The following is a 22,381-nucleotide window of genomic DNA, read 5'->3' as shown; positions in this document are numbered from 1 at the left end:
CAGCGCATTTGGAACTTTCCGCCTCCCGCACTGCGCCTTTCATGCTTTTCCCTTTGTCCTCTCTCGTCTTTTTCTATACTCGCATCGCGAATAACGCGGTAGACTTTCTCTGGGCGACAGGAGGACACCATGCAGAACATACGGACCGAACGCGCAAGCAAGCTACCACGCGGTTTGATCTTGGCCATTGCCACGCTCTTGACGCTGGGGAACGGCTTGATCTACATGTGGTCCATCTTCAACGTCCCTCTGATGGATGCTTTCGGATACTCAGCTTCCGGCGTCGCACTGGCGTACTCTCTATTCATGTTGATGAGCTGCGTGGGAAGCTTTCTCGGCGGTTGGATGCAGCAGCACATCCAGCCTCGATACGTGATACTGATTGCAGGCGTGCTGTTCTCTTGCGGTTGGCTGCTTTCGGGCTCCGCTGAATCGCTCCCCCTTTTGTATCTGTTCTTCGGAGGACTGGCCGGCATCGGCAACGGCTTGTCCTACAATGCCCTGCTCTCCGTTGCCACAACGTGGTTTCCAGACAAACGCGGCTTTGCCAATGGAGTCTGCACCTGCGGCGCAGGGATGGGGCCGGTGGTGTTCGCTCCTTTAGGCAATATACTCATCGAGTCTTTCGATGTCCTCATGGCCTTCCGCATCGTGGGAATTGCGTGGCTGGTCATCTACCTCGTGTTCACATGGTTCCTTGTCATGCCTGCCCCTGGCTGGAAACCGTCTAATTGGGATCCGGACGATCAGACGACCTCCTCGGCCGTATCGTCGGGGCGGAACTACTCGGGTCGGGAGATCCTGAGACAACCGTTGTTCTACATACTCTTTTTCATATTGATGGTGGCGGTCACCAGCGGGCAGATGATCAACGGGCACGCTTCGAGTCTTGGTCAGGAGCTCGCACACCTCAGCGCGGCTGAAGGAGCCCTGATGGTCAGCCTTTTGGGTGTTGGCAGCGTGCTGGGGCGTCTCGGGTTCGGCGCGGTATCCGACAAGATAGGCCGCTTCACGACGCTCATCCTCATCTTAGGCGTCAACGCCGTGATCATGCTCCTGTTCCTGGCCCACGCCACTACGTTCATCACGTTCCTTGCCTGCATGATGATCGTTGGTGGCTGCTTCGGCGGAACTATGAACGTTATGCCGGCAACCGTGGGCGATTCGTTCGGATCGAAGTTCTTCGGCCAGAACTGGTCGTTCGTTTACCCCGGCTACACGGTTGCCGCGTTCATCGGCCCCATGGTCGCCGCAAGCACCACCGAAGCCACCGGCTCCTGGGAAGGAGCAATGATCATTGCGGGCGTATTGTCGCTTCTAGGGATCGTGCTCGTGCTTATAGGGAAGAGATTGGCGAAGCGACTTGCCCAGGCGGGATAGCGGCAATTTCAAATGGAACAACACCGCGTCATCCCTCGATGACTTCGCCGCGGCCTACCGGCAGATTCTTCCCTTTCTTTCGCCGTCAGTGCAGAAAACCGATTTGGATGAATGTGTGCTACAGAGCTTGCCAGCACGTCGATGCCGATCACCTCAACCGCATCGACGCTGCGCGCAGACAAAGCCGACATGAGGGCGGATTCGATAACGTATCGCATTTACGTTTGAAGAACGCCTGGTCGAAGACACGCTGTGCAACGCGCCCCTGCTTCCTACTTCCCGCCCTCGGCTACCTCGCCGGTGCGGTAGGCTTCCAGCAGCTGTTCCAAATCAACAATCTGCCGCTTCAGCTCTTTACCGGTATCGGTGTCAGCCACGAGCGTGCGCTTCTCCACGCGCTCTACCACCCGACGCGACGAGTGGATGTCCTGCTCGTTGACCACGGCGGCGCGGGTTGACTCGAGCGGCTCGTGTGCAGCCAGCACGAAGCCATGCGAATTCGAAATCAACGTGTAACCGGCGATGCCCGTGGTAGGCTGGTAGGCCTTCGAGAAGCCGCCGTCGATGGTGAGCACGCGCCCGCCGCATCGCACCGGATCCTCGCCGTCCTTCGCCTTCACCGGCACGTGGCCGCACACGATGCGCGAAGTTGCGGGATCCATCCCGAAGTCCTCGAAGATGCCGGCCATCACGTGCTCGTCGTTTTGGTAGGCGTAGAACGGGTTCTTCACCTCCTTGCGCGCCTCCTTCTCGGCTATGAGGTACAGCTCGAACGTAGCCATCTTGCTTTTCGCGAACAGAGGCGATCCCTCACCCAGCCACATATACCACAGAAGGTCGCGGCCGCGCTTGCGCATCTCAGGATCGGAATCGTCGAACGCCGCACGCACATAGCGTTCCATGACATCGTAAAGCGCGCGGCCTTTGTACTTCTGTCCGAACACGTCCGTCTCCATAAGCGAGCCGTCTTCGTTCAGCGGAACGCACGCATGGAAGAGCAGATTGCCGTTGTATATTTTATAGAGGCTGCCCGCGTCCAAGAAGAAGCGCATGTGCCGCTGCAGCTTCTCACACCCCGTGAACGCCTGCTCCAGGCGCTGCATGACGTCCTCCTCCTCGGGCGTAAGGCGATAGGGGTCGTCTGGGTCCACCGTGGGGAACACCGTGTCGGTCAGCGCGTACTCCGAGCCGTCCAGCAAGACCGTACCGCGCTTGTAGTCGATCTTGTCCAGCAGCTTGCGATCCTCCAGGCCGAAGTCGGGATTCTCGTCGATGAGCTTCGCTTCCACCTTGAACTGGATAATGGCCATGGCCTTCTGGATCTTGACGTTCATCTCCAGTTCTTGCGGCGTAAGCTCCGGGTTGCCTTTGAGACCGAACGCAACGCACGGATCGTCGCGGTATGCTTCGAGCGCGAACGAAGCGAGCGGCAGAATGTTGATGCCGTAGGCGTCCTCGAGGATGGAGAGGTTCCCGTAGCGCGCGCAGTTGCGCACCACGTGGGCGATGCAGCCGCGCTGTCCAAGCGAAGCGCCCATCCATACGATGTCGTGGTTGCCCCACTGGATGTCGAGAGCATGGTGGTCCATGAGCGTCTCCATGATGACGTCGGGATACGGCCCACGGTCGTATATGTCGCCAATGATGTGGAGTCGCTCGATGGCAAGTCGCTGGATAAGCTGGCACAGCGCCTCGATGAGCTCTCCACCGCGGTCAGTGCGAATGACCGCGTCGATGATGGCCGCATAGTACGCCTGCTTGTCCTCGCCGTGACGGTCTTCGGTCATGAGCTCTTCGATGATGTAGGCGAAGTCGTCCGGCAACGCTTTGCGTACGCGGGAGCGCGTGTACTTCCGCGCGGCGCGTTTGCATACGGCCACGAGACGCGGCAGCATGATGGCATACCATGCCCCAGGATCGCTCACTTGCGATAACACCAACTCCATTTTCTCATGCGGATAGTAGATGAGCGTCGCAAGCGAGCGCTTCTCCTCCTCACTCAGGGAGTCGCCGAACTCCGCGTCGATCTTGAGCCGGATGGAGCCCGAGCCGTTGCGCAGGATATGCGAGAACGCCTCGTACTCGCCGTGGATGTCCGAGGCGAAGAACTCGGTGCCCTTCGGCAGGTTCAAGATGGCGCTCAGGTTAATGATCTCCGCCGAAGCCTTGGCGGCGGTGGGAAACGACCGGGAGAGAAGCTCCAAGTACCGCTTTTCGCTCACGTCCATGTAGGGCCTCCTTGTGGATGTTGCAGCGCTTGCACGGCCCTATGGTACCCGCAACTGGACCGCACCGGGCGAAGCGACACCGAAACGGCGCGATTATTCGACGGAAACGCCGGCACCGAATCGCGTGCGGCGTCGGGCAGCGCAAAGAAGGACACACGAACGACGCGCGCACGACGGGCGGCGCCGACTGTTTACTGCGCCCTTGCCGCGGTACTACTCCCACCCTTTCCACACGTCGGGCGCATAGCCCACCGTGGCCTGCTTGCCGTTGCGCACGATGGGCTCGACCAGCACGTGCTGGTTCTCCAACAGCTTGTCGAACTTCTGGTCGGGCGAGAGATATGCAAGCAGCGCCACCGTGTCCTGGTCCTTCGCCTTCGGGTCGACGAGCGCGTCGATGCCGCCCACCGCGCGGCGCACTGACTCCAGCTCGCCCTTGCTCATCCCCTTCTCCGCCAGGTCGATGAACTGGAACTTCACCCGCCGCTCCTTGAAGTAGCGCTGCGCCTTCTTCGTGTCGAAGCTCTTCTTGGTGCCGAACACCTGGATGTTCATCGCCTTCGCCTTCCGCTCGCTCGCGTGCGCGCGCCGGGAAACCAGACGCGTCAGCCCGCTATAATGCCTCTTTGGGATTATCACGCCTGCGATTCTAAGACACGAGGAGGAGCCTTATATGGAACTCGCCGAAATCCCCGAAAGCGACAGAGCGCAGCACCTCGACCTGTTGCTCATCGCCGACGAGTCGGCGGACATGATCGAGCGGTACCTGCACCGCGGCGATCTGCTGGCCCTCATCGAGGACGATGAGGCGCGGGCGCTCTGCGTGGTGACGCAGGAAGAGCCCGACGTGTTCGAGATCAAGAACATCGTCACCGTGCCCGAGCACCAGCGCAAGGGCTACGGGCGGCGGCTCGTCGCGCTTGTCGCCGAGCGTTACCGGGGGCGCGGGGACTGGCTCCTCGTCGGCACGGGCGACGTGCCCGGCATCCTGCACTTCTACGAGCGGTGCGGGTTCGAGCGCTCGCATGTCGTGGAGAACTTCTTCGTCGACAACTACGACCATCCCATGTACGAGGACGGCCACAAGCTCATGGACATGGTGTACCTGAAAATGCGCCTCTAGCGAACGGGCTCGTAGTCCAGCTGGGCAGGAATGTCGGTGGACTCGAGCTTCATGATGACGGGGCGCAGACCGTCGTTGCAGCTGACGATGGCGCATCCGGGCACGCGCATCCAGTCGTCGAAGTAGAACGTGAAGTCGCCGCCGCCGTGGGCGAGCGCGAACACGTACTGGTAGACGGCCTTCCACGCCTCGTCGCAGAAACCCTCGGGCTTGGCGTAGTCGGCGAGGAAGACCTGCCCGGCCTTCATCATGGGGCACGGCGCGAGCCCCTCGGCGCCGTACTCGGCGGCCAGCTCCTCGTCGAACGTGGCCTTCAAAACGGTGATCCTCACCTTGGTCATGGCCATGGCGCATCCTTTCGCGATCGTTGGGCATGCGTGCTTGCAGCCTCGTTATACTGTGAGCGAGGCCGCAGCGGAAGTACGGTCATTCAGAATAGGTACTATCCTGAAGGGAAGCGCTATGAGCATGGAGCCCTACGAGGGAAGCCTCTCGTCGCTCGCCGACACGCCGTTCGGCTACACATTGTCGATGATCGGCGGGAAGTGGCGCCTCGTCATCATGTACTGGCTCGTGGAATGCGAGACCATGCGTTTCAACGAGCTTAAACGCAAGATCGGCCGCATCACCGACAAGACACTCAGCAGCCAGCTCAAGGGCATGGAGGCCGACGGTCTCATCGTGCGCACCGAGTACCCCCAGATCCCGCCGAAGGTGGAGTACCGCCTCTCCGAGAAGGGCACGTCGCTCTACCCCCTGATGGAGGACATGTGCGCATGGGGACGGGAGCACGACCCGGGTGCAGGCGGCGCATCGGACGAGCGTGCGGACGACACCGAGAACGCGGGCATACCCGGCAAAGGCCTTCGCGTATAATGTCAAGCCCGATTTCGAGCCAGAACCAAGGAGCCCACCCCATGCCCACCATCCAAACAACCCTCGCGCACGAACTCAGCCTTTCCGCAGCCCAGGTCGCGGCCGTCATCGCCCTTGTCGACGAGGGCAACACCATCCCGTTCATCGCCCGCTACCGCAAGGAGGCCACGGGCGGCATGGACGACGCCCAGCTGCGCGCGTTCGACGAGCGCCTAGCCTATCTGCGCAACCTCGAGGCCCGCAAGGACGAGGTGCTGCGCGCCATCGACGAGCAGGGCAAGCTCACGCCCGAGCTGCGCGCGAAGATCGAGGACGCCGCGGTCATGCAGCGCGTGGAGGACCTGTACAAGCCGTACAAGAAGAAGCGCGCCACCCGCTCGTCGAAGGCGCGCGACGCGGGGCTGGAGCCCCTTGCGCTGCTCATCCTGGCGCAGGGCCGCTCCGACAAAACGCCGCTCGACCTCGCGGCCGGGCTCGTGAACGCCGAGGCCGGCTTCCCCACGCCCGAGGCGGCGCTGCAGGGCGCGCAGGACATCGTGGCCGAGGCCATCGCCGACGACGCCGAGCACACCGAGGCCCTGCGCAACTTCACCAAGCGCACCGGCGCGCTGGCCGTGGAAGCGGTCGACCCGCAAGAGAAGACCGTCTACGAGGCGTACTACGACTTCTCGGAGCCGCTCTCGCGCATCCCCAACCACCGCGTGCTCGCCGTGAACCGCGGCGAGAAGGAGGGCAAGCTGCGCGCGAAGGTGCGCGTGGACGCAGACGCCGCCATCGAGCAGCTCGAGCGCCGCGTGGTCAGGAACCCGGCAAGCCCCTTCGCCCCCGTGCTGCGCGAGGCCCTCGCCAACGGCTACAAGCGCCTCATGGCCCCCGCGCTCGACCGCGAGATGCGCAGCCTCCTCACCGAGCGCGCGCAGGCCGACGCCATCAAGGTGTTCGCCAAGAACACCGAGAGCCTGCTTTCGCAGCGCCCCGTGCGCGGCGCGCGCGTCATCGCCATCGACCCGGGCTACCGCACCGGCTGCAAGGTGGCGGTGCTCGACGAGTACGGCAAGCTGCTCGACTTCACCACCGTCTACCCCACCCCGCCGCGCAGCGAGGTGCGCAAGACGCAGGACAAGCTGGCCGAGTACGTGAAGCGCCACCGCGCCAACACCATCGTCATCGGCAACGGCACGGGCAGCAGCGAGACGGAGGAGGTGGTGGCCGACCTCATCGCCAAGTCGGACGCGCCCTTGCGCTACACCATCGTGAACGAGGCAGGCGCGTCGGTGTACTCCGCCTCCCAGCTGGCGAGCGAGGAGTACCCCGACCTCGACGTCACCACGCGCGGCGCCATGAGCCTGGGCCGCCGCCTGCAGGACCCGCTCGCCGAGCTGGTGAAGATACCGCCGCAGTCCATCGGCGTGGGCCAGTACCAGCACGACCTCAACCAGGCGGAGCTCGGCCGCGCGCTCGCCGGCGTGGTTGAGCGCGTCGTGAACCGCGTGGGCGTCGACCTCAACACGGCCAGCGCGAGCCTGCAAGGGTACGTGTCGGGCGTGAGCGCCGCCGTGGCGAAGAACATCGTGGCCTACCGCGAGGAGCACGGGCGCATCTCCGACCGGCGGGAGCTCAAGAAGGTGCCGAAGCTCGGCGCCAAGGCCTACCAGAACTGCGCCGGCTTCCTGCGCGTGACCGGCGGCGCGAACCCGCTCGACGCCACGAGCGTCCATCCCGAGAGCTATCCCGTGGCGCGCGAGCTGCTGAAGCGCGCGAAGGTGAGGCCGGAAGCGCTCGCGCGCGGCGGCGTCCCCGACATCGCGAGCCGCCTCGGCGACCTGCCCGCCCTCGCGGCCGAGCTGGGAGTGGGCCTGCCCACCCTGCGCGACATCGTGGCCGAGCTGGAGAAGCCGGGGCGCGACCCCCGCGACGGCGCGCCGGAGGTGGTGTTCAGCAAGGGCATCCGCTCCTTCGACGACCTCGTGCCCGGCATGGAGCTCACCGGCACCGTGCGCAACGTGGTGGACTTCGGCGCGTTCGTGGACGTGGGCGTGAAACAGGACGGCCTCGTGCACGTCTCCAAGCTGGCCGAGCGCTTCGTCAAGCACCCGAGCGAGGTCGTGGCCGTGGGCGACACCGTCACCGTCTGGGTCACCGCCGTCGACAAGGACCGCGGCAAGATCTCGCTCTCCATGGTGAGGGAGAAGCTGTAAGCGTCATTCCCATGCCCAGTCGGCGCCCGTCTCATCGGCAGCCAGTTCGAAGTGGCGCTTCACGATGCCCAGGTTGATGGCATTCAAACCGCCTTCGGGCGCCTCGGCTGTCACGGTACGACCGTCGGCACGCAAGGTGATATGGAATTTCTGACTGTTCATGCCGGTAGGCGCAAGCTGGGCCGCCTCCATGGCAGTCTCAAACCACGCGGGCATCGGACCAGTGCCCTCAAACGTGCACAACACTTCAAGCGGCTTCGTCTTGCGCGGCTTCCCCCGTGTCTTACCATAACCCACAGCGATGACGATGCGCACGTCTTCGCCTTCGGGCACCTCCGCCTTCGACTTCTTGCGCGCCGACATAGCCTGCCAGCACGTGTTCAGCCCCAACTCTTGAGCGATCAACACGATACGTTCACCCCAGTACCCTATCGCTTCATCCTGCTCGCCGTCGCGAGCAACAAACACGATGCTCGTACGTGCGCCCTTGATAACGCCATAGCGTGCAAGGAACAACTTGAACACTTCGGGGTTGTCGCGCACCAGCTGCACGTTCAGACCGCCTGCCACGCCCGCATCTGCCACGGCGCCCTCAAGCGCCGCGAAGTCCTCTCCCTCGACGGGCCGATTAAGATAATCGCGCACCGAATGGCGTGCTCGTATGGTGTCCATGACGGTCATACATGCTCCTTTCCGCTTCGAGGCGAACGCCGATATCCACCTACACAGTGTAACCCTCCTACACTTCTTCCTTCTGCATCTTGCAGAAATCGGAGGAACGATGTCGGGCTTCGCCACAGGCCAACGACGACATGGCGGAGTCTCACGCCCGCGAACGTACGAGACGAGCCGGCATCTTGCAACCAGGGGCGCCCGACAAACAGATCGGCGGCATACGGCCGCGTGTATCCGATGCAGATCGGCACTGTGCGCTAGGACGACAGCCTCCCCGGAATCATGGCCAAAAGCTCTTCGCGGGTGTGGATGCCCACCTTCTTATAGATGTTGTTGATGTGCGCCTTCGCCGTCCCATGTGCGATGATGAGCGATTCGGCTATCTCGGTGGCCGTCTTGCCCTCCAACATCAGTTCCAGCACCTCGCGTTCGCGCTCGCTCAGCTTGTAGATGCTCGCGATGTGCATCGCAGTTTCACGGTTCTCGAGTTCGGTGATGTGGTCGAACCGCGGACGAGAGAGACCGTTCGAAACGATCTTATTGATAATGCGCCAACCCCCCATCATGCACACTACCAGAACGACGAGCAGCGATACGGCAAGCAGCTCGTGCACAAACGCCTGCGACCCCTCGTCAACAAGCGCGTCTACCGCAGAAAAAAGCTGTCGACCGGCAAACAAACCGAGGTAGAGTCCGAGTATGAGCAGACAAGCGACTCGCGGGGAGTCGGAGTTCCACTCGCGACCCAGGATGCAGTACAAAACCAGGATGAAGACCAGATAGGTGAAGAAACCGATCTCGTTCAGGATGGTCGGCGAAAGCTGCAGCGGATTATCGAACAGCGCCAGAAGGATGCCCGCAATAGCCACCGGCATCGCGATGCCGTACAACGTGGACACGCGGATTCGCCGCGAAAATACGAGCACCGCTGCGCACAGCAGCAGCGCATAGACGGGAACGGTCCAATCGAAGCTCGTATGGAACTCTTCCAACGACATGAAGCTCGTGGTGTACATGAAGCCCACGCCGAAGAAGAAGGTCACAACGAGAAGCCCCCCCCCCCGGCCTTTCCCACGCGACCGGTGGATTCTGATCGAGGCGAATCAAGTTCCACGGTGGAGCGGAAGCCTTTTAGCAGGATACCTCCCGCCAACGCCACCACGAACGCGAGCGCCCACAGCAAGCGCGGACCTTCGAGTCCGATAAGAAACCAGCACAGGCAGCATGCCAAGGCGGCCACGGCCAAAACATAGACGAGATTCACCATATTGTCGTAGCAGACAAAGACTTCAAGCCAGAGCAGAAGATGGGTCATAAGGAAGAACGAGAACAGCATGATGCCAACGAGCGCCCACGCACCCGAAAAAACTCCCACCAGGGTGGGCAGCACCATAGCAAGCATCGAGGCGACACCGCATACCGACGACGCCAGAGCAAGCCGCCTGCGCTGTGCACGCAGCGAGAAGAATGAGCTGGCCGCCATATAGCACATGAGGACGATGCAGCTAGCCACGCAGATGACGTCGGGGAACGTGGCTGGTCCGAGTGCATTCACGAGGCCGAACCGGTGGTTCAAATAAAGCTGCAGCGAAACACCGAACGCGGGCCCGAGCAGGTACCAATAGCTTGCGTATACGAGCAACGACTTCGCGAATGATCGCATCGTATGCCCTGCGGAATCCTTCACTGCTGCCCTCATTCGAACCCCTCTCCCCGTATCCTGCAAATTGTAGGGATAAATCCACGCTGACGAAAGGCCTCTTTCGCACCTCTTTCCCTAAACCGAACGCGACCAGCTTCGAGCACGAACCCCAGAGCGGGCGGGTTAGGCGAATAACCCGTTTCCCCTTGAAGTTAAACCTGGGGTTAGCACCGGATCAGGCCCTAGCATTGCTTGGCGAAGGCGGCTGCCATCGACGGTCGGCTCAAGGAAGCAGAACAAGGAAGCAAGGGGAAAGGGAGTATCATGGAAAACAAATTCGACGCAATCGAATCCGAGCACCAGGGTCTATCCCGTCGAGACTTTCTCGTAGGTGCCGCCCTCGCCGGCGTCGGCACGGCGATGGTAGGGACTATGAGCGGTTGCGCGAGCGGAGCGCCCGCGGAGGACAAGGGGAGCAGCGAGACGCCCGAAACCGGTGCCGAGGCCGGCGCCTCCGGAGAACCCGCGTTCCTCACGCCGCCCAATCCCATCTCGGACGACGAGATAGCGGAAACCATCGACTGCGACATCGTCATCTGCGGCGCCGGCATTTGCGGCTTGCCCGCATCGATGCTGGCCGCAGAAAGCGGAGCAGACGTCCACGTACTTGAAAAGGGCAGCTCGTACGGCGTCGCGCGCCTCTGCACTGCTGGTTTCAATTCCGATGTTCAGACGAAGCTGGGATTGACCACCGATCGCAAGGAGTTTGTGACCTCCACCTGGGCCATCAGCAACGGCGTGCAAGGTAGAACGTCCTCGTACGGTCTCTGGTTCGACAACTCCGGCCCCTACGTCAACTGGCTCGAAGGCATCTTCAACAGCAAGGGCTACCAGCTCATTCCGGCCGCCTCGCTGGACTACAAGATCACGAACGACGGCATCGGCATGCCCGGAGCCAGCCCGTTGTGGCAAGCGTTCGCCCAGATGATCTTCTTCGCTGATTCCGAAGGCAAGTTCTTCGCCACCGGCGGCGACGTCGACTGGACCGGCATCATGGAAGAATACGCGACCGAGAAGGGCGCGACTTTCCATTACGGCCAGCCAGCCGTGCAGCTGATCCGCGACGACAGCGGTCGGTGCACAGGCGTCATCGCCAAGAACGAATCCGAGGAGTACGTAAAGTACAACGCCGCAAAGGGCGTGCTGCTTACCACCGGTGACATGTCCGGCGATCGTGAAATGATGGCCCATTACAACGTATCGCTGAGCAAGATCATCCGCTACAACATCAATACGAACGATACCGGCGACGGCCAGAAGATGGGCATGTGGATAGGCGCCGATATGGATGAGTTCGCCTGCGGCGATCTGTGGCCGTTCGCCGCCGTCATGACGGACGGCACGCTGCCCAAGCTTGACGGCACGCACTTCTACGCTGGCGTTGCGAACCTCCCTGTGTTTATGGTGGACGGCGCAGGCCGCCGTCTCATGGCCGAGAACCTGCCGTTCCAGTCCCCCTCCATCCCGAAGCTCACCTGCACCTCCGATGGATGCGCATGGAGCATCTGGGACAGCGCATGGAAAGAGAAGTTCCCCGAAGGCGGCTACATGGTCGAGGACTACACCGCCTCCAACACGCAGGAGGAAGTGGACAAGAACGTGGAGTTGGGCGTGACCTTCAAGTTCGACACCATCGACGAGCTTATCGAGCACTGCGGATTCGACAAGGACATTTTCACGGCCTCGTTCAACCGCTACAACGAGCTATGCGCTGCCGGGGAAGACCTGGACTTCTACAAGGATCCTCTCTGGATGACCCCCATCGACACGCCGCCGTTCTACGCTTCGAAGCATTGCTCGTCGATGACTTCGACACGCGGTGGCCTCAAGAACGATGAGCGGTGCCGCGTGCTCGATAAGGACGGCAAGCCCATTCCCGGCCTCTATGTCGCAGGGAATACCGCAGGCTCCTTCTACGGCAACGTGTATCCGCCGAACGTCATGGGTTCCGGCATCGGCCACGGCCAGTGCTTCGCCTGGCTCGCCATCAAGGACATCCTCGGCATGGATTACATCCACGCAAATATCTAGGGACTGAGACCGAGGAAGGCGAAGGTGTTTGACGTGAAGAACAAAAGACTATCGATGTTGCTTTTAACCGCCCTGGCCACAACAGCCCTGGCTGCGACAATCGCAGGATGCGCGCCCCAGCAGGCGGATTCCAACAAGGGCGGAGCATCCGCCTCCCCCGACTCGTTCCCAACGGGCTCGCTCATGGCATTGCATGTCAACGGAGAGCTTGACAAGACCGACGATTACAGCAACAAATTCTGCTTGAGCTGCCATCCTCGCGACGTCATCAATAAAGGAAACGAGGATTTCGCCGGCATCGAGGGAGTCAACCCACACAAGGCTCACCTCGAATCAGGAGAATGCCTCTCGTGCCATTCGGTGGACGCGACCTCAACGCTGAGCTGCAACGAATGCCATGATATCCCCTTGCCCGACGGCTGGCAAAGTGCCGAACAGGGTGCGGGACCCATCCATCACCTCGAGTAAGAGCTGAAAGCAGCTTATCGCCTACCCGCCCCCTCCTGTCGCCGCCCCTTCCACGAGCCCCTCCCCTCGGTGGAAGGGGCGGCGCGTGAGGGCGCAAACGCGTGTGAGCCCTCCTATACCCACAATGGCCGATCCCTCGATTGCCCATACGCGAGGCGCGCCGTGTCGCAACGGCGAGAGAGGGCTTTGTGAGAGGGCTCACAAGGCATCAGCCGTATCATCGCCGTCTCGCTCGATATCCCAGATATCTTCGAAGTCGATGCGGGTACGCACGACCGTGATGGTCCGGCGAGCCTCGTCTATGTCGCTCACGAGACCCCGGTCGGCCACATAGGCCTCCCCGTCGTAGTGAATGACGGTCGCCATCGTTCGACGCTCCACCCGGGCGAGCTTGCGCGAAAGCATAAGAGCGCGCTCGTCGGTCAGCTCGCGCTTCGGCTCCGTCACGCGCTCGCGCTCGTGGATGAGGTCGTAGTAGCCCTTGAGCGCGGCGAAGGGCATGAACTGCTGCGCCCGGTCGGCACGCGGGCGGCGCTCAGGCATGATGGCCTCCGATCTGCTCGTTGCGCTCGCGCGCCGTGGTCTTCTCCTTCAGGCTGGTCCCGCGCAGAAGCGCGTTCTTGCCGAATCTGTCCTTCACGGCCAGCACGGCCTGCTGCAGCCGGAGCTCCTCGGCCTCCGCCTCCGCATCCGAGAACAGATCCATCGTGGCGAACTCCTCGGGGAGCACCCCGCCGACGCCCACGTTGATGCGGCGGATGGGCGCGTCTTTGCGCGTGGTCTCGTCGAACAGGTCGAGGAAGCGCGGCATGAGCTTCGAGTAGAGGTTCGTGCGATCCGCCTGTCTGCGCGTGCCTCCTGTATGCGGGAATGCGCGGCGGCCGCTTGCGGGGCGCCTGCCGTGGCCGCCATCGAAGAACGCGTCCGTACCGTCGTCATCCACCCTGTCACCCTCCCCGCGCGCCACGCCGCAGCCTTGCGCATCGCCCCCGCCGTCCGCGCGGCGCCCCTTAGCGTACCCCACGTACAGCGATATCGATCCGGCTACGAGGCGCTTCTCCACAAGGTCGAGCACGAGCTGGTCCACCATCTCCTTGAGCACGTCGCGCGCTTCCTTGAACGAGTAGTCGCAGGGCAGCACCTGGCCGTTCCCCAGGGAATGGCCGCTCGGCTCGTAGGCGTGGATGTCGGCGATGGTGCACGGTTCAACGCCATGGGCATGGTCGATCAGGTACTCGGCGTTCACCCCGAATTCGCGGTAGAGCGTGGCCTCGCTCATCTCGCACACCCCGCGCAGATCGTACACAGCGTACTTCGCCAGCCTCTTCGCGATGCCGGGACCGATGTTCCAGATATCGGTGATGGGCCGGTGGGTTTGGATCGAGCGCTCGAACTCGGTCTGATCGAGATAACCGATATGGTCCTCGGCGTGCTTCGCCGTGATGTCGAGCGCTACCTTGGCGAGGAACAGGTTCGGACCGATGCCCGCGGTGGCGCAGACGCCCGTCTCGGCCAGCACCGCGTCCATGAGCATGACGGCGAACTCCTTAGGCTCCATCCGGTACAGCGCGAGGTACGGCGTCGCGTCGATGAAGCACTCGTCGATGGAGTACGCGTGGACGTCCTCGGGCGACACATAGCGCAGGTAGATCGAGTAGATGTCGGCCGACACCTCCATGTAGCGCTGCATGCGCGGGCGTGCCATGACGTAGTCCACGCCCTCGGGAATCTCGAACACGCGGCAGCGGCTCGACAGGCCGAGCGCCTTCATCGACGGCGTGATGGCCAGGCAGATGGTCTTCTCCGTGCGGTCGGGATCAGCCACGACGAGGTTCGCCTTCAGCGGGTCGAGCCCGCGATCGACGCACTCGACGCTGGCGTAGAAGCTCTTCAAGTCAATGCACACGTACGTGCGACCTTCCGCCACCGCTCGCCTCCTCGCTTTACGATAACCAAAACGTTTGTACGTATTAGTATAGCGCTTTTCCAAACGAATCCAGCACGGATCCGACACCGTTCTTCTCCCGTTCCAGCGCGGTGCACACACCGATCAATCGCGTAGAATTTATTGTTCCTCCTGGTCATATTGCATGCTACACTCGCGCCATGAAAACGGTGCTCGCATATTCCTCCGCCCTCGAATTCTGGAGATCCTCCCTAAGCGACGCAGGGCTCCCGCGTGCGCGATGCCGCGCATGCTCGCTTCCCGAGCACATGCCGAGCATTCCTCGTACCGGTGTCGATGCACTTTTCGACAACGGGATACTCTCCAAGCCGATCCACGTCCTGACGCTCGACGGACGCCGCAATCGCGCAACCGATCTTGCCGTTCACCAGATGTATGTTCTGCCGGCCCAGTCGCTACGCGCGACGCCCTTCCAGAGCGGCGGCGAAGCCGTGTTCGTCACGAGCCCCGAGTTGACCTTTGTCCACATGGCCTCCCTGCTGAGCTTCCCGCGTCTCGTACATCTCGGCTACGAGCTCTGCGGCACGTACGCTCCCGACGAAACCCGGCCCTACGGCGTGCGAAGCAGGCCACCCCTCACCACGCCGGAGAAGCTCGAAGCCTACCTCGACAAAACTGAGCGCGTCCGCGGCGCCAAGCGTGCGCGGGTCGCGATACGCCACGTATTGAGCGGGTCGGCTTCGCCGCGGGAATCGATATTGGCCGAGCTGCTGACGTTGCCGTACACGAGCGGAGGAAGCGGTGTCGCTCCGCCGCGCATGAACGCTTCCGTCCCTCTCGGAAGGCGGAACAGCTGGTCGACAGATAAGTCGTTCTTCCGATGCGATTTGCTCTGGCCCGAGAAGAAGGTGGCCGTCGAGTACGACAGCACCCTGTGCCACACGGGTGCCGAGCGCATCGCCGAAGACGCCGCGCGCCGTAACGCACTCGAATCCCTCGGGCTTACCGTGGTGACCGCCACCTGGCGACAGGTCGAGAACTATCGCGAGTACAACCGATTCGCGCGCATTCTCGCTGGGCATCTTGCCACGAGGATGAGGCCTCGTTGTTGCGACTACCCCAGCAGACAGCTGTCCCTTCGCTCCGAGCTACTTCGCTGACCGCCACGCCAACGCCATCAAAAAGCGAAATCGTGGCCAATTCCGCCGGAAATTCGCTATCAGAAGACGAGTTTCGCGACCTGCACTCGTCATGCATCGCAAGCCTTTTGCGTTTTCCCTGTTCAAGAACGCGTTGATCCTACGAGTACACGAGTTCTTGCTGCGATGCGGCGAATTTCCGTCGAATCCGGCCACAACTTACGATATCTCCGGCGCAGGAAGCGATCCGCATCCCCCAAACTCGGCTGTTCGTCCCACACCTCGCCTATGCGCGCCGGCCGCTGCCTGCGCGCGCCCTACTCCAGATACGCCCCGGTCTGCCTGCTCCACAGGTTCGCGTAGGCCCCGCCGGCCTCGATGAGCTCGGCGTGCGGGCCGTCCTCCACCACGCGGCCGCCGTCGAGCACCACGATGCGGTCGAGGCTGGCCACCGTCGACAGGCGGTGCGCCACCACGATGGCCGTGCGCCCGCGCATGAGCGTGGCCAGCGCGTCCTGCACCAGCTGCTCGCTCTCCGAGTCGAGCGCGCTCGTGGCCTCGTCCAGCACGAGCACCGGGCAGTCGGCCAGAAGCGCCCGCGCGATGGCGATGCGCTGGCGCTGCCCGCCCGACAGCTTCACGCCGCGCTCGCCCGTGACGGTGTCGAAGCCCTGCGGCAGCCGCTCGATGAACTCGAGCGCGTTCGCCTGGCGCGCCGCCTCGCGGATCTGCTCCATCGTGGCGTCGGGCCTCCCGTAGGCGATGTTCTCCGCGATGCTCCGGTGGAACAGGAGCGCCTCCTGCGGCACGTAAGCGATCTGGCGGCGCAGCGATTGCTGGGTGGCCTCGGAGATGTCCTGCCCGTCCACGAGGATGCGCCCCTCCTGGATGTCGGACAAACGCAGCAGCAGCTTCGTGAGCGTGGTCTTCCCCGCCCCGCTCGATCCCACGAGACCCACGCGCTGGCCGGCGGGGATGTGCAGGTCGAGGTCGTCGAACACCCGCGTGCGCGCCTCGCCGTCGGTGTACCAGAAGCCGATGTCCTCGAAGTCGATGGCGCCCTCGCGCACCTCGAGCTCGGGCGCGCCCGGCTTGTCGGCCACGAGCCGCGGCTCGTCGAGGATCACGGTCATGCCGCTCGCGTCGCCGAACGCGCGGTTGAAGCGCTGCAGGCCGTTGTTGATGAAGTTGAACTGGTTCGTCACCGTGTAGGTGTACGTGAACATCACTACGAGCGTGCCCGGCGTGATGCCGTACCACGCGTTCCCGCCCGCGATGAACACGGCCACCACGCTCATGATGGCGATAGTGATGCACGCCGTCACGATACCGCGCGTGAGCGACGCCCACATGCGCTTCGAGTCGCGCGCCACCACCTCGCGGTTCGCCTGGTCGAACAGCCCCCGCTCGTAGTCCTCGCGCCCGTAGGTCTTCACCGCCAGGATGTTGGCAACCGAGTCGGACAGCTCGCCCGACAGCTGGTTCTGCGCGCTGGCCGCCTGCTCGTTGAGGTGCAGGATGCGCTTGTACATGTAGTAGGACACGCCCGCGTACACCGCGAGCAGCGCCATGAGGATGGCCACGTACACCGGCACGCGCGGCGCGAGGATGGCACACGTAAACACCACCGAGCAGATGACCGGCAGAAACGGGAACGTGATGGTTTCCAGCAGCAGCTGGTAGGCGCTCATGAACTTGGTCGTCTGGCTCACGAGCGTGCCGCCGAAGCGGTTGGAGTGGAACGACATCGACTGGTTGGACAGCGCGTCGAACGACATGGTAGCCAGGTCGTAGGAGGCGGCGATCTGCAGCCGGTACATCGCGTAGTCCTGCACCTTGCTGGCCGCCTGGCCGGCCACGTTGATGAGGATGAGCGCGACGATGTAGGGGCCGAACACCGCGAACACCTCGTCGGGCGCCACCGAGCCCGCGCTCACGCGGTCCACCACGAGGCTCATGACGTAGGGGTTGCCGTACGACAGTAGCGCCACGAACAGAAGCGTCGCAGTCATGAGCGTGGCGAACAGCCCGAGGTGTTTGCGGGTGACCAGCCAGAAGTAGTGCAGCGTGCGTCGCGTCGTCGACGGAGCAGCGGATCGTGCCATGAGGGAGCCTTTCTCTTCAATCCCCTCGATTATGACATAAAAAGCTCTTGGCTATTCCAAGCGATGGAGCATCGTGAGATTCAGAAGCCAAAGGTCCATGCGGCATCGGTCACGAAGCTCGCCGATACGCCGCCGATGTTTACCGATCGCAGCGCTCCGAAAGAAACTCCGTTCGAACATGCACAAGAAGGTAGTGCACCTATGGCGCTTTTCCACTCATGATGGCTTTCGCTTCGATGGGCAGACGTGCAAACGCATCGCTGCTCGATTCCGCTCTCCTCCTCGCGAAAACGGCCTCGGGAACGATGCGCTCCCGAGGCCGTTCGCGTCGCGGCGCGGCAGCTTCGCGCTACCGCGTCTCGTCGTCCTCATCGTTGCCCAGCTCCTTCGCCGCGGCTTTCTGCTCCGCGTTGAACCGGTCGGCGCTGCGCTTTTCCCTCGCCGTCGCTTTCTTGAACTCCACAGGTTGATTGACGACCACCTGCGGAAACGGAATACTGATGTCGTATTTGTCGAAGATCAGCTTCATCTCGCGATTCAGATCGCGCTCAAGCTGCAAGCGATCGGGTTCGGCGCACTGCACCACGATGCGAATGGTTACGCTGTTGTCGCCCAGCTCCACGACGCCTTTGTAGAACGGGCCGTCAATGATGGCGGGCAGGCGTTTGCGTATGTTCGGCAGCTCCTTGGAAAGGATGTTCTCCACGCGTTCGAGCGACTCGCCGTACTCGATGCCGACGTCGCACGAGGCATAGGACGTCTCCTTCGTCATGTTGATCACATTGCTGATGTCGCTGTTGCGGATGACCTTGATGTTCTGCGATCCATCCTGCACCTTCGTGGTGCGCACGCCTATCTCCACCACGGTGCCGCGCCAGTCGCCCACCTTGATGATGTCGCCCACGCGGAACTCGCCCTCGAAGATGATGAAAAGCCCGCTCAGGATATCGGATACGAGTTCCTTGGCGCCGAAGCTGATGGCGATGGACAGGATGCCGGCCGAAGCCAGAAGCGTGGTGGTGTCCACGCCTACGAGCATGAGGCAGTAGTACACCATGCCGATGATGGTGGCGTATTTGATGAAGCTACCAAGGAGCCTGCATACCGTCTCGCCGCGCGCGCCCAGCACGGAGGACAGCAGGTTCAGCAGCTTGTGCACGATGGTCACCACGGTCAGGGCCACGCACACGAACATGATGCACGCCGTGAACGCAAAAATGTTCAGTCCACGCTCCCAGTTTCCGCCCAGGATGTAGGAGAAGAGAGAACCCTGCCCGAAGATGCGATCTTGGAACACCACGGCCGCAAATACGGCGATCACCGACACGCCCACCAGCCAGCGCACCACCGTTGCCGTCTTCTGCTCGGCTGTCTTCTCGCTCCATTTGAACGAGCGATCAAGCCAGCGGCTGGCGGCGCTCTCGGTTTTTGCAGTGCGCCCGCTCGGCATCTTCACGTCGATCATGCGCGCGTCGCGCTCCTCGGCGCCGACCCCCTTCGCCACGGTCACACTGCGGCGCGGCTCGAACGCCAACAGGAGAAATATCGCCGCAAGGCACACGAAGGCGACACCGCCCGTGGCCATGGTGAGCGGTACGCGCTCGGCCATGAGCTCGCCTTCCGTGCCGGCGATGTACAGATAGTAGTCGTCCGTCTCGGCTGACGAGGCGTAATAGGTGACGCTCTCGACGGTGACGTAGTCGCAGTATCCGTCCTTGAACTGATTCTCGGTCATGCCATGCTCAAGCGCGTTCTTGCCCACGAGTCGCTGATCGGGAAAGGAGACGAACGTGTCGTCCTCCTTGTTCACGGCGAAGGCGAATCCGTCGGCTCCCACCTTCACGCCGCTGAGCACGCTGTCCACCGTAACGGTCTCGAGCAGCTTCTCCAAGCGCGTCGGGCGAATACCGATCTGTACGGCTCCGTCCACCTCGCCCGACTCGGCGTGAAGTGGCACGCCAATGTACTGCCGCAGCTGCCCGGATATCTCGTCGGGCTGCGCTTCCTGCACTACCGAATCGGCGCCTTGCAGCAGCTTGCGGAACTCGAAGGATTGACTCTCGGGATCCTCGCTCATGGTGAAGTTTGCATACGATGAGTTGGTGGCGGTCATTACGCCGTTTCCGTCAAACGTGAACAGGTATTGGATCATGAGCGTGTCGGCGAGCCTCTGCAGATCGTCTCGGTTCGCGAGCGCTGGATTGTGATCGAGGATATAGCCGGCCACGCGCGCCTTGCTCAGGTAGCGCTCACTGTATTGATCTTGCAGAGCCGTCATGCGCTCGTCGGCGCGTTGGATGGTCTCCACCGCTTCGGCAGCGCGCTCGTTGTTGGCCACCGACTCCGAGGACAGGGCGAACAGCGTCTGCATGTAGAACGACACGCCCAGGATGCCGATGAAGCCCACAAGCGAGAGCACCGCCGCCTTTCGCCCGATCGCCTTGTTGTATCGCAGCGGCCCCATGGTGCAGTAATCCTCGGGGCTGCGCCCCTCGCGCTCGTCCTCGCGCATGACGAAGATGCCATACATGATAACCACGCACATGACCGCGAAGAAGATGAACAGGATGACGCCCACCGTGATATTGCGGGTGGTCGCCATGTCGCTTTCGGGCACGGCGGCCACGTAGTACATGTCGCCGATCTTGCTGACCTCGCAGTACAACGACTCGCCGGCGAGCTTCATCCAAGCGAGATTCCCGTCTTCCAAATCGACCGCATCGATACCGGCGTCAAGGGCATCGGCGCCCACGAGATCGGCATTCGGATGGTAGGCGATCACATAGTCCTGCGCGGACACCGCGAACAGGTAGCCGTGCTGGCCGATGGCGATGTCTTTGAGCACGCTCTCGATCGATCCCGTGTCCGCCACGAGCTGGCGCAGCTCATCGGGATTCTGTTCGATCACAACCATGGAGCCGTCATCGATGCGCGCGGCGTAATACCGGAAGAGCCAATCATGTTCGGGAAGCTCGATCTCAACCGCCTCAGAAGGCTCTCCATCGGCAAAAACGGTGCGCAGCTGATTGAAGCGCGAAAACGAAAAATTGGCGAGCGTGTCGCGAGCCTTCGCGAGGATCGCACCGTCGCGGGAAACCACCACAACGTTATCCACGCCGAGGAGGTCCTGATACTCGACCATTTTCGCATCGGTGGGTTCGAAACCGGCATCGTTGTTCGCCATGAAGGCAACGCTCTCGGCTTTTGATTGATAGATCTCGTCGTACGTGACGGTGCTTTGCGCCACGCCTTCATCGGCCACGCTCAGCAGCCCTTCGAGCGCGTCAGCCTCCTGCTTCATCTCGGTCGTGTAACCGTCAAGCGAGAGTTCGTTCTGCAAAGAGGATAGCAGTATGCCCATAGCTGCCATGCTGATGGCCGCCACCGCGATGAGGCAAATGATTTTGACCTTGAGTTTCCGAGACATGCTCGCTCGCCTCCTCAATTCCATTTGTCCGTAAGCCGAGCGATGGTGCCGTCGTCGAGCATTCCCTGCACGGCCTCGGCCACCGGCTGGCTGAGCGCGGAATCCTTTTGTGTGGCGACACCATACTCCTGCGTATCGATCGTAAAGTCGAGGATGCTGCGGTCGCTGCTCATATAGGTTTTGGCAATGCTGCCGTCCATGCAGGCGGCATCGATTCTGCCCTCTTCGAGCGCCTGGGCGAGCTCTTGATAGGACGCCATCTGCACAAGATGGAACGTGTCGAACTGGACGTCCGAATTATCTTCGCTTGCCGAAAGGGCCTCGCCGGAGGTGAATCCGGACTCAGTGAGCTTGATCACGAGTTGAGGCGCGGTGTTCGATCCCGCCATGGTGCCGAACGTGAGACCTTTGAGATCCTCGACGTCGTCGACGAGCGAGCTGTTTTCCACCACGATGACGGAGTCGTCAGCGTAATACGCCGCCGAAAAGTCGAAGTTCTTCTGACGAGACTCGGCTATGGAGTAGCACGCCACGAGACAGTCGATCTCGCCGTTCATGAGCATGTCCTTGCGTGTCTCCGGCAACACGGTCGCAAACTCGACGTCGGAGAAGCCCAAACGCGAGGCCATTTCCTCGGCAATATCGATCTCGAGGCCGTAATACTTCCCCGTGGTCTCATTGAGGTACCCGAAGCCCACCACGTCGCTGCGCACGCCCACGCGCAGTGTGCCCTCGCCTGCTGTGACAAGATTCCCGTCCGAAGCACCAGCACATCCGACCAGTCCTGCAAGCGCGCATACGAGCGCAAGTGCCGCAACCAACGCGACACGCCCTCCCTTTGCAGCCATGGCTTTGTTCCTTCCTGTACATCCTATCCTTGTACGCGTTTGAGCATTCGCACAATCCAGCGCCCCGCTTTTGCGCATAGCGATCGCGCAAAGCCTCACCAAATCATTCAGTATGTCAAAACCGCGGTGCGGCGATCGGAAAAGAAGGGTGTTTCAACTCTTTTTTAAGTTTCGTGCGCTTTCGACACTGCATCACGCCCTGTGACGAAGCCCCCTTCGCGAAGCTTGCGGTCAACAGATGCGTAATGAACCGGACGCGAACGGGCGCCAGCGCG

At 62.1% G+C, this 22,381-nt stretch carries 18 protein-coding genes; 7 read left to right on the top strand and 11 right to left on the bottom strand.

Annotation, left to right across the window (positions count from 1 at the left end):
* The first annotated feature begins 129 nt into the window (after positions 1-129).
* The gene (locus ABGT83_RS03245; protein WP_346685894.1) at positions 130-1,380 is read left to right on the top strand and encodes an L-lactate MFS transporter; all 1,251 of its coding nucleotides are present in this window, start codon (positions 130-132) and stop codon (positions 1,378-1,380) included.
* Positions 1,381-1,652: 272 nt separating this feature from the next.
* Here ABGT83_RS03245 and ABGT83_RS03240 read toward each other — a convergent pair whose 3' ends face one another.
* Complete coding sequence (locus ABGT83_RS03240) at positions 1,653-3,608, bottom strand: fructose-1,6-bisphosphatase (RefSeq protein WP_346685892.1); 1,956 nt, start codon at positions 3,606-3,608, stop codon at positions 1,653-1,655.
* Between the two features lie 213 nt (positions 3,609-3,821).
* The gene (locus ABGT83_RS03235; protein WP_103264537.1) at positions 3,822-4,163 is read right to left on the bottom strand and encodes an arsenate reductase family protein; all 342 of its coding nucleotides are present in this window, start codon (positions 4,161-4,163) and stop codon (positions 3,822-3,824) included.
* A 118-nt stretch (positions 4,164-4,281) separates the two neighbouring features.
* On the opposite strand from ABGT83_RS03235, the gene ABGT83_RS03230 reads away from it, so the two are divergent.
* Entirely contained in the window at positions 4,282-4,731 is a 450-nt protein-coding gene (locus tag ABGT83_RS03230) for a GNAT family N-acetyltransferase (protein WP_346685891.1), read from the top strand.
* Here ABGT83_RS03230 and ABGT83_RS03225 read toward each other — a convergent pair.
* Entirely contained in the window at positions 4,728-5,078 is a 351-nt protein-coding gene (locus ABGT83_RS03225) for a TIGR04076 family protein (RefSeq protein WP_239926338.1), read from the bottom strand. The two genes, ABGT83_RS03230 and ABGT83_RS03225, sit on opposite strands and share 4 nt — an antisense overlap.
* 115 nt (positions 5,079-5,193) lie before the next feature.
* Here ABGT83_RS03225 and ABGT83_RS03220 point away from each other — a divergent pair, with 115 nt between their 5' ends.
* Together ABGT83_RS03220 and ABGT83_RS03215 are read left to right on the top strand one after the other, a co-directional pair.
* Positions 5,194-5,607, top strand: coding sequence for a winged helix-turn-helix transcriptional regulator (locus tag ABGT83_RS03220; protein WP_346685889.1), 414 nt, complete (start codon positions 5,194-5,196; stop codon positions 5,605-5,607).
* Positions 5,608-5,648: 41 nt separating this feature from the next.
* Complete coding sequence (locus ABGT83_RS03215) at positions 5,649-7,805, top strand: Tex family protein (RefSeq protein WP_346685888.1); 2,157 nt, start codon at positions 5,649-5,651, stop codon at positions 7,803-7,805.
* Positions 7,806-7,808: 3 nt separating this feature from the next.
* On the opposite strand, the gene ABGT83_RS03210 is transcribed toward ABGT83_RS03215, so the two are convergent.
* The 3 genes from ABGT83_RS03210 to ABGT83_RS03200 form a co-directional block, all read right to left on the bottom strand.
* Complete coding sequence (locus ABGT83_RS03210; RefSeq protein ID WP_103264534.1) at positions 7,809-8,486, bottom strand: nitroreductase family protein; 678 nt, start codon at positions 8,484-8,486, stop codon at positions 7,809-7,811.
* A gap of 251 nt (positions 8,487-8,737) precedes the next feature.
* Positions 8,738-9,523 carry a helix-turn-helix transcriptional regulator gene (locus tag ABGT83_RS03205; protein ID WP_346685886.1) on the bottom strand — a complete coding sequence of 262 codons (786 nt, stop codon included), beginning with the start codon at positions 9,521-9,523 and terminating at the stop codon, positions 8,738-8,740.
* Positions 9,520-10,179, bottom strand: a complete 660-nt coding sequence (locus ABGT83_RS03200) for a hypothetical protein (protein WP_346685884.1) — start codon at positions 10,177-10,179, stop codon at positions 9,520-9,522. The genes ABGT83_RS03205 and ABGT83_RS03200 overlap by 4 nt, the downstream gene beginning before the upstream one ends.
* 267 nt (positions 10,180-10,446) lie before the next feature.
* Between ABGT83_RS03200 and ABGT83_RS03195 the strand changes: the two genes are divergently transcribed.
* Positions 10,447-12,213 carry an FAD-dependent oxidoreductase gene (locus tag ABGT83_RS03195; protein WP_103264532.1) on the top strand — a complete coding sequence of 589 codons (1,767 nt, stop codon included), beginning with the start codon at positions 10,447-10,449 and terminating at the stop codon, positions 12,211-12,213.
* Positions 12,214-12,246: 33 nt separating this feature from the next.
* Entirely contained in the window at positions 12,247-12,681 is a 435-nt protein-coding gene (locus tag ABGT83_RS03190; RefSeq protein ID WP_346685882.1) for a cytochrome c3 family protein, read from the top strand.
* 198 nt (positions 12,682-12,879) lie between these two features.
* On the opposite strand, the gene ABGT83_RS03185 is transcribed toward ABGT83_RS03190, so the two are convergent.
* Entirely contained in the window at positions 12,880-13,224 is a 345-nt protein-coding gene (locus ABGT83_RS03185; protein ID WP_346685880.1) for a hypothetical protein, read from the bottom strand.
* The gene (locus ABGT83_RS03180) at positions 13,217-14,608 is read right to left on the bottom strand and encodes a DNA repair protein (RefSeq protein WP_346685879.1); all 1,392 of its coding nucleotides are present in this window, start codon (positions 14,606-14,608) and stop codon (positions 13,217-13,219) included. Before ABGT83_RS03180 ends, ABGT83_RS03185 begins: the two co-directional genes overlap by 8 nt.
* A 287-nt stretch (positions 14,609-14,895) precedes the next feature.
* On the opposite strand from ABGT83_RS03180, the gene ABGT83_RS03175 reads away from it, so the two are divergent.
* The gene (locus ABGT83_RS03175) at positions 14,896-15,747 is read left to right on the top strand and encodes a hypothetical protein (RefSeq protein WP_346685878.1); all 852 of its coding nucleotides are present in this window, start codon (positions 14,896-14,898) and stop codon (positions 15,745-15,747) included.
* 296 nt (positions 15,748-16,043) lie between these two features.
* On the opposite strand, the gene ABGT83_RS03170 is transcribed toward ABGT83_RS03175, so the two are convergent.
* From ABGT83_RS03170 to ABGT83_RS03160, 3 genes are all read right to left on the bottom strand, one after another.
* Positions 16,044-17,831: an ABC transporter ATP-binding protein gene (locus ABGT83_RS03170; protein WP_346685876.1), complete on the bottom strand. Its 1,788-nt coding sequence runs from the start codon at positions 17,829-17,831 to the stop codon at positions 16,044-16,046.
* A gap of 349 nt (positions 17,832-18,180) precedes the next feature.
* Complete coding sequence (locus ABGT83_RS03165; RefSeq protein ID WP_346685875.1) at positions 18,181-21,258, bottom strand: mechanosensitive ion channel domain-containing protein; 3,078 nt, start codon at positions 21,256-21,258, stop codon at positions 18,181-18,183.
* A gap of 14 nt (positions 21,259-21,272) precedes the next feature.
* Complete coding sequence (locus tag ABGT83_RS03160; RefSeq protein ID WP_346685873.1) at positions 21,273-22,106, bottom strand: transporter substrate-binding domain-containing protein; 834 nt, start codon at positions 22,104-22,106, stop codon at positions 21,273-21,275.
* Between the last annotated feature and the right edge of the window lie 275 nt (positions 22,107-22,381).

Origin of the sequence: Enteroscipio rubneri, assembly GCF_963929405.1 — a bacterium.
In the GTDB taxonomy this organism is placed as follows: domain Bacteria; phylum Actinomycetota; class Coriobacteriia; order Coriobacteriales; family Eggerthellaceae; genus Enteroscipio; species Enteroscipio rubneri.
This window is presented reverse-complemented; position numbering and strand designations above follow the sequence as displayed.